12 protein-coding genes and 2 pseudogenes are annotated in these 12,341 nt (G+C 72.7%); 5 read left to right on the top strand and 9 right to left on the bottom strand.

The window, feature by feature from the left end; translation table 11 throughout:
* Window positions 1-21 precede the first annotated feature (21 nt).
* Entirely contained in the window at window positions 22-657 is a 636-nt protein-coding gene (locus tag ABEA26_RS06370; RefSeq protein ID WP_345590021.1) for a class I SAM-dependent methyltransferase, read from the bottom strand.
* A gap of 234 nt (window positions 658-891) precedes the next feature.
* On the bottom strand, window positions 892-1,893 hold the full coding sequence (locus tag ABEA26_RS06375) for a mechanosensitive ion channel family protein (RefSeq protein WP_345590023.1): 1,002 nt from the start codon (window positions 1,891-1,893) through the stop codon (window positions 892-894).
* A 224-nt stretch (window positions 1,894-2,117) separates the two neighbouring features.
* On the opposite strand from ABEA26_RS06375, the gene ABEA26_RS06380 reads away from it, so the two are divergent.
* A complete protein-coding gene (locus ABEA26_RS06380) occupies window positions 2,118-2,336 on the top strand; it encodes a hypothetical protein (protein ID WP_345590025.1) in 219 nt (72 codons plus the stop codon).
* Here the strand turns inward: ABEA26_RS06380 and ABEA26_RS06385 are convergent.
* From ABEA26_RS06385 to ABEA26_RS06395, 3 genes and pseudogenes are all read right to left on the bottom strand, one after another.
* Window positions 2,313-3,230 carry a cytochrome c oxidase assembly protein gene (locus tag ABEA26_RS06385; RefSeq protein WP_345590026.1) on the bottom strand — a complete coding sequence of 306 codons (918 nt, stop codon included), beginning with the start codon at window positions 3,228-3,230 and terminating at the stop codon, window positions 2,313-2,315. The genes ABEA26_RS06380 and ABEA26_RS06385 overlap by 24 nt on opposite strands.
* Window positions 3,227-3,796: a DUF2243 domain-containing protein gene (locus ABEA26_RS06390; protein ID WP_345590028.1), complete on the bottom strand. Its 570-nt coding sequence runs from the start codon at window positions 3,794-3,796 to the stop codon at window positions 3,227-3,229. The genes ABEA26_RS06385 and ABEA26_RS06390 overlap by 4 nt, the downstream gene beginning before the upstream one ends.
* Window positions 3,797-4,021: 225 nt before the next feature.
* Window positions 4,022-4,189, bottom strand: a pseudogene (locus ABEA26_RS06395) (helix-turn-helix domain-containing protein); the annotation flags it as partial.
* Window positions 4,190-4,323: 134 nt separating this feature from the next.
* Here ABEA26_RS06395 and ABEA26_RS06400 point away from each other — a divergent pair.
* Window positions 4,324-4,782, top strand: a complete 459-nt coding sequence (locus ABEA26_RS06400) for a PPOX class F420-dependent oxidoreductase (protein ID WP_345590029.1) — start codon at window positions 4,324-4,326, stop codon at window positions 4,780-4,782.
* A gap of 10 nt (window positions 4,783-4,792) precedes the next feature.
* Here the strand turns inward: ABEA26_RS06400 and ABEA26_RS06405 are convergent, their stop codons facing one another.
* Entirely contained in the window at window positions 4,793-6,919 is a 2,127-nt protein-coding gene (locus ABEA26_RS06405; protein WP_345590031.1) for an MMPL family transporter, read from the bottom strand.
* A 140-nt stretch (window positions 6,920-7,059) separates the two neighbouring features.
* Window positions 7,060-7,662: a MarR family winged helix-turn-helix transcriptional regulator gene (locus tag ABEA26_RS06410; RefSeq protein ID WP_345590033.1), complete on the bottom strand. Its 603-nt coding sequence runs from the start codon at window positions 7,660-7,662 to the stop codon at window positions 7,060-7,062.
* Window positions 7,663-7,769: 107 nt separating this feature from the next.
* On the opposite strand from ABEA26_RS06410, the gene ABEA26_RS06415 reads away from it, so the two are divergent.
* Window positions 7,770-9,353 carry an SDR family oxidoreductase gene (locus ABEA26_RS06415; RefSeq protein ID WP_345590035.1) on the top strand — a complete coding sequence of 528 codons (1,584 nt, stop codon included), beginning with the start codon at window positions 7,770-7,772 and terminating at the stop codon, window positions 9,351-9,353.
* Window positions 9,354-9,589: 236 nt separating this feature from the next.
* On the top strand, window positions 9,590-10,966 hold the full coding sequence (locus ABEA26_RS06420) for a cryptochrome/photolyase family protein (RefSeq protein ID WP_345590036.1): 1,377 nt from the start codon (window positions 9,590-9,592) through the stop codon (window positions 10,964-10,966).
* 52 nt (window positions 10,967-11,018) lie between these two features.
* On the opposite strand, the gene ABEA26_RS06425 is transcribed toward ABEA26_RS06420, so the two are convergent.
* Entirely contained in the window at window positions 11,019-11,486 is a 468-nt protein-coding gene (locus ABEA26_RS06425) for a hypothetical protein (RefSeq protein WP_345590038.1), read from the bottom strand.
* A 76-nt stretch (window positions 11,487-11,562) separates the two neighbouring features.
* A complete protein-coding gene (locus ABEA26_RS06430) occupies window positions 11,563-11,793 on the bottom strand; it encodes a hypervirulence associated TUDOR domain-containing protein (RefSeq protein WP_345590040.1) in 231 nt (76 codons plus the stop codon).
* 135 nt (window positions 11,794-11,928) lie between these two features.
* Between ABEA26_RS06430 and ABEA26_RS06435 the strand changes: the two are divergent.
* A pseudogene (locus ABEA26_RS06435) lies at window positions 11,929-12,324 on the top strand (thioesterase family protein); the annotation flags it as partial.
* Window positions 12,325-12,341: the final 17 nt, after the last annotated feature.

Raw genomic sequence — 12,341 nt, forward strand, 5'->3', positions numbered from 1 at the left:
CTTATGCCTTCTCTCCGTCAGTCACAGGCGCCGCAGGCGCCACACGTTGTCTTCGCGGAAGCCATCGGCGCCCTGGGGCGAGGCGCTCGGCCGGCGGACGGTCTCCGCCACCTCGACGGTCCATTCACCGTCCGGCAGGGCGAGTTCGGCGAGGATCCCGTCCAGAGTGGGAAAAGCCACGTCGAAGGGCGGTTCTGTCTGCCAGGACGGCCACCCGGCGTGCAGGACGATCAGCAGGGTTCCGCCGCCCGCGACGGCCCGCGCGGCGTCGCGCAGGACGGTCTGCTGGTCGAGCGCGACCGGGGACTGCAGGTAGTGGGCGCTGACCAGGTCGAACGAGCCCTCGGGAAACGACCGGCCCAGCTCATGACGTTCCCAGGCGACGCGGTCGCCGACCCCGGCGTCGGCGGCGTGCCCGGCGGCGCGTTCGAGCGCGGTGCCGGAGATGTCCACGCCGGTGACCCGCCAGCCCCGTGAGGCCAGCCATACCGCGTCCGCCCCCTCGCCGCAGCCGAGGTCCAGCGCGGTGCCGGGAGCGAGGTCACTCGCCTCGCGGACCAGCAGGTCGTTGGGCCGGCCACTCCAGACCCGGTCGGTGTCGCGATAGCGGGCTTCCCAGAACTCGGCCGCGGGAGCCGGCGGGGGCATGTCGGTCATGGTGCCTCCTGGAGAGGGGACGGGACGGATGGGCGGACGGGCGGATCGTCTGCTCGGCAGTGCGCGACGACCGCGCGCCCAGTGCAGGCTGCACCGGCCGGGGCCGGGACGACAAAGTTCTTTGCCGGTCCCGCAAACCCTGCGCTCGCCACCGTCCGGCCTGCCCGACCCGTTCCGGGCCCGTCTCCCCGCCCGACGCGTCGGCGCGTCGGCGCGTCGGCGCGTCGGCGTTGGTCACCGCGTCAGGGCACCGGTCTCGGACTCGGGAGCGTCGGTGCGCACCCATACCGTCCGCTGCGGGAAGGGAATGTCGATGCCCGCCTCGTTCAGGGCGTCCTTGACCCGGCGGCGCAGCTCGCGGGTGATGCCCCACTGCTGGAGCGGCACGGTCTTGACGGCGAGGCGCACCAGGACACCGTCGGCGTCCAGGGACTGCACACCCCACACCGCGGGGTCCTCGAGCAGGAGGTCCGTGAAGTCCGGGTCCTGGCGCAGGGCGCGACCGGTGTCCTCCAGCACGCGGTAGACCGTGTCGAGGTTGGCGTCGTAGGCCACGGCGACGTCCAGGACGGCGCGCGCCCATTCCTGGCTGTCGTTGCGGACCCGCAGGATCTCACCGTTGCGGATGTGCCACAGGCCGCCGTTGAGGTCGCGTACGTGCGTCAGCCGCAGGCCGACGTGCTCCACCTCGCCGACGGCCTCGCCGAGGTCGACCGAGTCGCCGACGCCGTACTGGTCCTCGACCATGATGAGCAGGCCGGAGAGGTAGTCGGCGACCAGGCTCTGGGCGCCGAAACCGATCGCCAGGCCGACCACTCCGGCGCTGGCCAGCAGCGGGCCGAGCGCGATGCCGACCTGGTCGAGCACCATGGCCACGCCGACCATGAAGAGCACGATGGTCACGGCGCTGCTGAGTACCGAGCCGATCGTGCGGGCCCGCTGTTCACGGCGCTGTTTCGCCCGGGACCGGTCGCGGTGCAGTACGGCGGCCCCTCGTCCCGGCCGTCGGGGCCGGCTGCGCTCGGACTCACCGGCCGGCGGTTCCAGCACTCGCTGGACGACCCGGGTGATGGCCCGCTTGGCCACCGCGCGCACCACCAGCAGGATGACGACGATGAGCGCGATGCGCAGCGGTATCCCGATCAGTGCCGCGGTGTGGTCGCCGATCCAGTCCGACCACGAGGCCGCCAACTGCGGGTCGGTGGCCGGGCCGGTGGGTGGGGAGGTGTGCGACATCGACTCAAGTGCTCCGTTGCTCGGGGGATGACGTCTGCCGTCGGGCCCCCCTACCCACGGACGGCTCGAACATGACGCCCGGTACCTTTCGGTGCCCTCATGACGTTTTTCCTGTCTGCCCCGTATGTCAGACGGTTGCCTCATCTTCACTCGGGTCCGGCCCATCACCGGCGCGGACCCGGGCACCCGTCAGGAGTCATCCACAGCGGAGGGGGACCTGCGGCGTGGTCACCGTTGTTGCCGTCCTACTGCTGCCCGGACTGGGGCTGCTGTTGTTCACCATGACGTACCTGGAGGACCGCCTTTTCGGCGATCCGGGCCCGCCCCGGCACGCCCGGCGCCGGCATCTGCGCCTCGTTCCGGGTGGCAGAACCGGGCAGGCCTCGTCGGACACGGACCGGAAACCGGCCGGACACCGGTCATCCGACCGGGACGCCGCCTGAGGCACGGCCCGTCCGCGCGGCTCCCGGGCCCCTCGGCACGGCTCCCTGGCCGGTCCGGGAGCGCGGGCGGCGACGCTCGGGCCGCCAGGTGGCCACCAGGGCCGCGGCGAGCAGCAGTTCGGCGACATCGCCGGCGTAGTACATGATCTCCGCGCCCTGCCGGACCTGGTCGACGGGCGCGTGGATGTGTACGTAGAAGCCGCCGTACACCGCCTGGGCGATCAGGGCGTGGGCGGCGATCGCGATGCCCAGGTACACCAGCCTGGCAGGTACGCCGGGCCGCGCGGGTGCCGGGTCGGGACCGGCGAGGGCGTGGGCGAAGAGGCATCCGGAGGCCAGGAAGTGGGCGTTCATCAGCCAGTGGCCGGCCGGGTGGCTCATCGCCGTGTCGTACAGCGGGGTGAAGTACAGCAGTCCGAGCGTGCCGGTGCTGAGCGCGAGCGCCATGGCGGGGTGCGTGAGCAGGCGCGCGGGGCGGCCGTGCAGCAGCGCGGTCAGCCGGCGGGCGCCGCTCGGTGGCAGGGTGCGGAGCGCCAGGGTGACCGGTGCGGCCAGCACCAGGGCCAGTGGGGCGTACATGCCGATGAGCATGTGCTGGGCCATGTGCCCCCGGAAGTCGGTGTGCGCGGCCGGGCCCAGGGGAGGCAGCAGCGCGACGGCCAGCACCACCAGCCCGCCGAGGAACGAGGCCGACCGCCGACCGCTCCAGCCCAGGACGGGGTTGCGTCGACGGGTCCCGCGTACGGCGAGCAGGTAGCACCCTGCCGCGGTCAGCAGGACGGTCAGGATCAGCACGGTCGGCGCGGACTCCAGTACGCCGTCGCCGCTGCCGGGGCCGCCGTTGCCGGGACCGTGGGGGTGCGAGCGGAGGGTGGCCTCGTCCGGGCCGGTCATCGGGGCCGGCCCCCGGCCCGTGCCGTGCCACGGGGGGCGCCGGGGTCGAAAGGCTGTCCACCGCGCTGGAGCAGGTACCCGGCGATCAGGAACAGGGCTCCGAGGACGAGGAATCCGGCGTCCCACCATGCCTGGTGGGGGCCGGCGTAGACGTGGTGGATGCCCAGGACGTGGTGGTCGAGGACGCCTTCGACCAGGTTGAACAGGCCCCACCCGGCCAGGATCCAGCCCCACAGCACCCGTGAGGCCCACACGGCCCGCCGGTTGTGGGTGACCCGGGAGTACAGGAGGGCCAGACCGAGCAGGACGGAGACCCAGCACACGGCGTGGAAGACGCCGTCCCACACCGTGTTCATCTCCAGCCCGGAGACAGTGTCCGGGTTGTAGTACTTCACTCCGATGCGGTCGTCGTTGGTGCTGGTGAGCATGTGGTGCCACTGCAGGAGCTGGTGGAGCAGGATGCCGTCGACGAAGCCGCCGAGTCCGACCCCGAGGACGATGCCCGGCAGCCGGATGCTGTTCGGCGCCGTCGCGGCCGCCCGGGTCTCACCTGTCGTGGTGGCCATCGCCTGTACTCCGTCCCGTCGGCGGCGGTGCGCGCGGACCTACGGGACACGCTTCCCGGTCACGGGCCGGTATCACCCGCCGACGGGATCATTCCGCCCATTCGCGCGTCCAGGTGCGCACGTGCAGCGGCATCACCTCGGGGAGGGCGCCGCAGGTGGAGCACCGCTTGGAGGAGGAAAGAGGCGGTCGACCGTGATCACTTCCCGCCCGTGTGCCAGGCGGCCTTCCTGCCGCGCCCACGCCTGTGTGCGGGCCGCCGGCGCCAGGTTGCGGACCTTGCGGACGCAGCCGACCGTGCGCGACAGCTCAGCCGCCTGCTCGTTCGTGGGACAGAAGCGGTACTTGAACGCCCCTTCACCTGCGCCGTGGTCACGCTCGCAAACCGGCGTCACGATATAAAGACCAAACCCGCAGGTCAGAGCACGGTCCCTTCGCCTTGACGGCGAAAACCGTTCCTTGCCCTGCTCCGCAGGGGGATTCGCTTCCTCCCCCGGCTGAGGCCAGGGGTGTCCACGAGAGGAATCAGATGAACATTGAGGAACAGCGCGACATGGACATGGACACGGACGCCGAGTTCGTGAGGTTCTGGCAGGAGCGTCGGCTGTGCTTCCTTTCGACGCAACGTGCCGACGGGAGCCCGCACCTGGTCCCGGTCGGGGTGACGTACGACCACGCCACCCGTACGGCGCGCGTCATCACCAGCGGGGACACCGCGAAGGCACGCAACGTCCGGCGCGCCGAGCGCCCCGTCGTCGCCGTGAGCCAGGTGGACGGCAGGCACTGGTCCACCCTCGAGGGCGTCGCGACCGTGCGGGACGACACAGAGGCGGTCCGGGACGCGGAGACCCGGTACGCGGCCCGCTACCGGCAGCCCCGGGCGAACCCGGAGCGGGTCGTCATCGAGATCGCCGTCCGGCGCTTCCTGGGCACAGTGCGTCCCCTCACAGCCTCCGGGGACGGCGCCCCCGGAGGCCTTGAGGGGTGACCCCGCCGGATCAGTCGCCGCTCCCCGGACGGGAGGCGGCGTCCCCCGCCGTCCCGGCCGGTGCCCGGCGGCCGAGGCGCCCGGGCCACCAGGCGACGGCGCCGATGTCGCGGGCGAGCGCCGGGACCAGCAGCGAGCGCACCACGAGCGTGTCCAGCAGGACGCCGAAGGCCACGATGAAGGCGATCTGCACCAGGAAGGCCAGCGGGATCACCCCGAGGGCTGCGAACGTGGCGGCGAGGACGACACCGGCCGAGGTGATCACACCACCGGTGGCGGTCAGACCCCGCAGGATGCCCTGCCGTACGCCGTGCTCCAAGGACTCCTGCCGTACGCGGGACATGAGGAAGATGTTGTAGTCCACGCCGAGGGCGACGAGGAAAACGAACCCGTACAGCGGGACGGAGGCGTCGGTGCCGCTGAAGCCGAACACATGGGTGAAGACGAGGGCCGAGACGCCCAGGGTGGCCAGAAAGTTCAGCGCCACCGTCGCCACCAGCAGCACCGGCATCAGCAGGGAGCGCAGCAGGACGATCAGGATGGCCAGGATGATGGCGAGGACGACGGGCACGATGAGCGAGCGGTCGTGTTCGGCAGTGCGCTGGGTGTCGTACTGCTGGGCGGTGTAGCCGCCGACCAGGGCGTCCGCGCCGGACACGTCGTGGACGGCGGATCTGAGCCGGGCCACCGTGCTCTTGGCGGCGTCGCTGTCCGCCGGGTCCTGCAGCGTCGCGTCGATCCGCACCCGTCCGTCGACCACCTTCGGTTCCCCGCCGCCCGGCCGGCCGGAGGCGGTGACCACGGCGGCGGAGGCCACGCCGCGTGTGTCGCGGGCCGCCGCGAGGACGGGGTCGAGCCGGCCGGCGTCCGCGATGATCACGGCGGGGTTGCCGGAACCGCCCGGGAAGTGGCGCGCCAGGGTCTGCTGGGCGGCGACCGACGGAGTGTCGTTCACGAAGATCTCGTCCAGCGGCACGCCCTTTGAGGTCAGGGTCGGCGAGAAGGCGGCGCAGGCGATCAGCGCGGCGAGGGAGATCGCCCAGATGCGGCGCGGAGCCCGGTCCACCAGCGCGGCGATGCGGTGCCACAGGCGGTGTCCGGCCTCCGGGTCGCCGGTCCGGACGGGCTTGGCCGGCCAGTAGGCGGCCCGGCCGAGCAGGACCAGGACGGCGGGCAGGAAGGTGAGCGTGCTCAGTACGGCGCAGACGATGCCGATGGCGCCGACGGGTCCGAGCGCGCGGTTGTTGGTGAGGTCGCTGAGCAGCAGCGCGAGCAGGCCCGCGGCGACGGTCGCCGCGCTGGCCACGACGGCTCCCCAGGACGCGCGCAGCGCCGCGCGCATGGCGCCGAAGCGGTCCGGGTGCCGGGCGATCTCCTCGCGGTAACGGGCGGTCAGCAGTAGCGCGTAGTCGGTGGCAGCGCCGATGACCAGGATGGAGAGGATGCCCTGGACCTGCCCGTCGACGCGTACGACATCGCGATCGGCGAGCGCGTAGACGATCGCGCACGCGAGGCCCAGCGCGAAGACGGCGCCGAGGATGATGACCAGGGGCAGCAGGACGCTGCGGTAGACGAGCAGCAGAATCACCAGCACCGTGACCAGCGCGACGCCGAGCAGCAGCCCGTCGATGCCCGCGAAGGCGTCGGAGAGATCGGCCTGGGAGGCCGCCGGTCCGGCGAGCTGCGCCTGGGTGCCGGGGACCTGTCCGGCGGCGTCGCGGATCTGCTCCAGGACCTCGGGCAGGCGGTCGCCGAGCTCGGGCTCCACCTGGACGACGGCTTGGAGGGCTTCGCCGTCGTCGGAGGGCAGTGCGGGCGTCGCGGGGCCGACGATCCCGGGCTCCCCTTCGAGCTCCGCGACCGACCGGGTCGCAGCCGCCCGGTGTTCGGTGACGGCCCCGCCGCCGTCGGCGGTCCACACGACGATCACGGGGAGGGTCTCGTCCTGCTGGAAGGCCTTCTGCTCGTCGATGACCCGGGTGGACTCGGCGCCGCGGGGCAGGAACGCGGCCTGGTCGTTGGTGGCGACCTCGCCGAGCTTTCCGGCGTACGGGCCGAGCGCTCCGCCGATGCCGAGCCAGGCCAGAAGCAGGACGACAGGGATGAGCCAGCGGGCTCGTCGGGAGGGGATGGACATCGGTCTTCGGGTCTCCTGGTATCCAGCGGCGGGAAAGTCACTCGATCATAGACAATCTCAATGATTGAGTTACCTCGAGGCGTCGCGACACACCGACCTTGCCCGGACGCGTCCCCCGAATGCGGGCACACGACGGGGAATCAGCGGTCGTGCGACCGCACGAACCGCATCTCCTCGTTCATCGCCCCCAGAAAGCGGACCACGACCGCCAGTTCGCTCTCGTCGAAGCTCGAGCAGGTCGCGGCGGCCGCTTCGGCCAGCGGACGGAAGTACGTCCGGGCCGCCGCCCGGGCACCGGGCACGTAGTGCAGATGGACGACCCGGCGGTCGGCGCTCTCCCGCACCCGGCGCACGTGCCCCGCACGCTCCAGCCGGTCCACGCACGCCGTCACCGCGCCCGAGGTGAGCCCCAGGTGCTCACGCAGCCGCCCCGGCGTCATGGGCTCCTGTGCGTCCAGGATCGCCGCGAGTGCCTGGACGTCGGTGGCGTGCAGGCCGTGCGTGCCGGCGAAACTCTGCACGAGGCGGTTGATCTCCCCGTTCATCCGCCGCAGCTGGGCGGCGAGGACGTGCAGCTCGCTCGCCTCGGGCCCGGCTCCGGTCCCCCGCTCGGACTCCGTTGCGGTGGTCCACTCGGACCCCGCCCCGCTCCCCCGCTCGGACTCCGTTGCGGTGGTCCGCTCGGACCCCGCCCCGGCCCCCCGGTCGTGCGCGCGCTGTCCGCGCTGTTTCGCTGTCGCCACGTGATCAGCGTATAGAAGGGTCAACCTGGGCCGTCGCGCATCCACTGCGTCCCGAGCGTGGGAAGTGATCACCGCGACGACTTCCCGTGCGAGACGGAGCCTTGCCCATGAGCGAAGTACACGGCCGCGTGAGCGGCGACGGCGACGACGCCGCCAGGGTCGGCGGCGACGACGGAGCAGGCGGCCTGCGCTGTCTGGTCACCGGTGCCACGGGGTACATCGGCGGCCGGCTCGTGCCGGAGCTCCTCGCCGCCGGGCACCGGGCGCGGTGCCTGGCCCGCTCCCCGCACAAACTGCGCGACCACCCCTGGGCCGGGGACGCCGAGGTGGTGCGGGGAGACGTCACGGACGCCGGCTCGGTGGCCGGGGCGATGGAGGGCATCGACGTCGCCTACTACCTGGTACACGCGCTGGGTGGTGGCGGGAACTTCGAGGAGACCGACCGGCGGGCGGCGCGCACCTTCGCCGAGCAGGCCGAGGCGGCCGGCGTACGGCGCATCGTCTATCTGGGCGGCCTGACCCCACCGGGCGTACCCGAACGGGAGCTGTCGCCGCACCTGCGCTCGCGCGCCGAGGTCGGCCGCGTCTTCCTGGCCTCCGGTGTGCCCGCGACGGTCCTGCGCGCCGCGGTCGTCATCGGCTCCGGGTCGGTCTCCTTCGAGATGCTGCGCCACCTGACCGAACGGCTGCCGGTGATGGTCACGCCGAGCTGGGTCCACACCCGCATCCAGCCGGTCGCCGTCCGGGACGTGCTGCGCGCCCTCGTCGGCAGCGCGCGGATGCCGGAGGACGTCTCGCGCGCCTTCGACATCGGCGGACCCGACGTCCTCACCTACCGGGACATGATGGTCCGGTACGCCGAGGTCGCGGAGCTGCCGCGGCGGCTGATCCTGCCGGTGCCGATGCTGACACCAGGCCTGTCCAGCCACTGGGTCGGTCTGGTCACCCCCGTGCCCGCGTCCATCGCGCGCCCGCTCACCGAGTCGCTGCGGCACGAGGTGGTGTGCCGCGAGAACGACATCGCCCAGTACGTGCCCGCCCCGCCCGGATACCCGCTCGGCTTCGACGACGCGGTCCGGCTGGCCCTGCAACGCGTACGGGAGGCCCAGGTCACCACACGCTGGTCGTCCGCGTCCGTGCCCGGCGCACCCAGCGACCCGCTGCCCACCGACCCCGACTGGGCCGGCGGCAGTCTCTACACCGACCACCGCGCCCTGACCGTCGACGCCCCGCCGGACGCACTGTGGCGGGTCGTCGAGGGGATCGGCGGCGACAACGGCTGGTACTCCTTCCCGCTCGCCTGGGCAGTACGGGGCTGGCTGGACCGGCTGGTCGGCGGGGTCGGTCTGCGCCGCGGCCGCCGGGACTCCACCCGGCTGCGGGCCGGCGACTCGCTCGACTTCTGGCGGGTGGAGGAGATCGTCCCCGGCCGCCTGCTCCGACTGCGCGCGGAGATGCGGCTGCCGGGTCCGGCCTGGCTGGAGATGTACGTCGAGACCGACGACGCGGGCCGTACGCGGTACCGCCAGCGGGCCCTGTTCCATCCGCACGGGCTGGCCGGCCACGCCTACTGGTGGAGCGTGTGGCCCTTCCACGCCGTGGTGTTCGGCGGCATGGCCCGCAACATCGCCCGGGCCGCCGTCCGGGACCACCGGCCGTCCGGTCCGGTCCGCGGCGCACCCGCCTCCTGACGCGGGCGCGCCGCGTCACCCGATCCCGGGGCGAAGGGCGCGGGCGGGCCGAGTGGCCGGACCGACCCGTCGCGTCCCGCGAGACAGGGCATGACGCCGGGCGCACACCTCGTGCGGGGCACACGGCAGGGGCAGTGGCCCCGTCCGCGCCCCGGGCCCTCAGGTCCCAGGTATCAGCCCTCAGCCCTCAGCCCTCAGCGAGTGCCAGTGCCAGTGCCAGAGCTTCAAGGAGCGTCATGACCACTTCGGTCGTCCTGTTCACCCGCGACCTGCGGCTGCACGACCACCCGCCGCTGCGCGCGGCCCTGAAGGGCTCCCGGGCCGTCGTGCCGCTGTTCGTCCGCGACCGGGCCGTCGACACCGCCGGTTACGCCGCGCCCAACCGGCTCGCCTTCCTCGCGGACAGTCTGCGGGACCTGGACGCCGGACTGCGCGATCGGGGCGGACGGCTGATCGTCCGCTCCGGCGACCTGGCCGAGGAGGTGTGCGCGGTGGTCGGCGAGGCGGACGCCGACGAGGTGCACATGGCGGCCGACGTCAGCGCGTACGCCCACCGGCGCGAGGAACTCCTGCGGGCCGCGCTGGAGGCGCGGGGCTGTCGGCTGCACGTCCACGACGCCGTGACCACCGTGCTGGCCCCGGGGTCCGTCACCCCCGCGTCCTCCGACCACTTCGCCGTCTTCACACCGTACTTCCGGCGCTGGTGCGAGCGGCCGGTCCGGAGCGTCCTGCCCGCACCCCGCCGTATCCGTGTCCCGGACGGCGTCGGCTCACAGCGACCGCCCTCCCGCGCGGACCTGCCCGGGCTGTCCCCGGGACTGCCGCCCGGCGGTGAGACCGAGGCCAGGAAGCGACTGACGGCCTGGCTGCGCGGCCCCGTCGCCGGCTACGAGGACCACCACGACGACCTGGCCGACGACGCCACCTCCCGGCTCTCCCCGTACTTGCACTTCGGTGCCCTCTCCCCCGCCGAAACGGTCCACCGCGCGCGCCGCAGGGGCGGCCCCGGCGCCGAGGCGTTCGTACGGCAGCTGGCCTGGCGCGACTTCCATCATCAGGTCCTGTCCGCACGGCCGCAGGCCTCCTCGCTCGACTACCGCACCCGGCACGACCAGTGGCGTTCCGGGTCCGGGGCCGAGGAGGACGTCGCCGCCTGGAAGGACGGCCGCACGGGTTACCCGATCGTCGACGCCGCGATGCGCCAGCTGCGGCACGAGGGCTGGATGCACAACCGGGGCCGCCTGCTGACCGCCAGTTTCCTCACCAAAACGCTCTACGTGGACTGGCGCGTCGGCGCCCGGCACTTCCTGGACCTCCTCGTGGACGGCGACCTCGCCAACAACCAGCTCAACTGGCAGTGGGCGGCGGGCACCGGGACCGACACCCGCCCCCACCGCGTCCTCAATCCCACGACCCAGGCCAGACGGCTCGACCCCGACGGGACGTACGTCCGGCGCTGGGTGCCCGAACTGGCGGGTCTGGAGGGCCGGGCCGTACACGAGCCGTGGCGGCTGCCCGCGCCGGAGCGCGCCGTCCGGGACACCTACCCCGACCCGATCGTGGACCTCGCCGAAGGCCTGGACCGCTTCCGCCGGGCCCGTGGACGCGACTGACCTCCGTCGGGGCGCCCCGCGCGCGGGTATCGGCGTCAGCTGCCGGGACTGTTCACGGGATGCGGGTGCCGGGACTGGCAGGGCTGTCGGGGCTGTCGGGGCTGTCGGGACGGGACGTGTGGTCGGGGTGGCCCCGGGTCCGGCGGGCCTCCTTCAGCTCCGCCTCGTACAGATGGTCACGGCCCTCGGCCAACCGGTCCACCGCCTCGCGCTCCAGGTCCCGGAACGCCTGGTAGTACGTCCGGTCGTAGGCCTCGACGATCTGGAAGGTCCAGTGTCCGGGGATGACGTTGCGCCCCAGGATTTCCGTCCGGACGCGCTCGGCCCATTCCGGGTGGCCCGCCTCGCGCAGCAGCTCGACCGCGCGGTCCAGTTCGAAGTCCGCCGTGCCGGTCAGCTGGTGAAAGGCGAACAGGTGCCCACGGGCACGATCGGTCGTCTCCAGCGCCTTGGACAGGGACCCGAGGGCTTCCACCGTCTCGTCGCTGACGCCCTCGGGGCGCCGGTGCGGGTCTTCCATTGCGTGGTCGGTCCCTTTCGGTGATCGTGAGAACGGTGCCACGTCAGCGGATCAGGTATACGTCGTCCGCTCCGTCTCACTTCTTCTTCTTGAGCGCGGACGGCCTGTGCACCGCCGGCTTGCCCGACTTGTCGCTGCGGACCTGGTACTGCGGATCGTCCGGCGAGGCGTCCACCGTGCGTCCCGCGGCCTCGGTGCGCTTGGTGATCTTCTTCTCCACTTCCCCTTCCGTCCGGCTGCCGTGGCTGCTCCAGGCGACCTTGTCGCCCTTCTTGAGGTTCTCGGCGTCGTCGCGGTTCTTCGCCATCCCGACGCTCCTTCCGCTCGTCCGGTTCCTCCGGTTCCTCACCAGAGTGGGTCGTGGGCGGGGGCTCCACCACTCGGAAGCAGGTCCCCTTCCGGGGCCGCCAATTCCCGGATCCTGTGCCGAACTATTCTGAGCGCGGCCGGGCCCATGGCCTCCGAGTGGCCCGGCGGGTACATCGCCTCCCTGGACGTACGCCCGCTCGCCCCGCCCCTGCCGGGTCGCACCACCGCATGGATCTCCACCGGGCTCGACCTGGTCGCCGGGGAGGCCGCCAGCCCGCTGGCGTTCTTCGTCGCGCTGGTCGACACGGCCAACGGCATAGCCGTACGTCAGTCGCCCGAGGAGTGGATGTTCCCGAACGTCGACCTGACCCTGCACCTGCATCGCGCGCCGCGCGGGCGCTGGACCGGCCTGGACACCACCGTCGTCTTCGGCCCCACCGGCCAGGGCGTCACCAGCACCGTGCTGCACGACGCCGACGGCCCCGTCGGACACGCCCAGCAGCTGCTCACCGTCCGTCCGCGACCGTGAACGGCCGGTTCTGCGGC

Source organism: Streptomyces marokkonensis (assembly GCF_039539045.1).
In the GTDB taxonomy this organism is placed as follows: Bacteria; Actinomycetota; Actinomycetes; order Streptomycetales; family Streptomycetaceae; genus Streptomyces; species Streptomyces marokkonensis.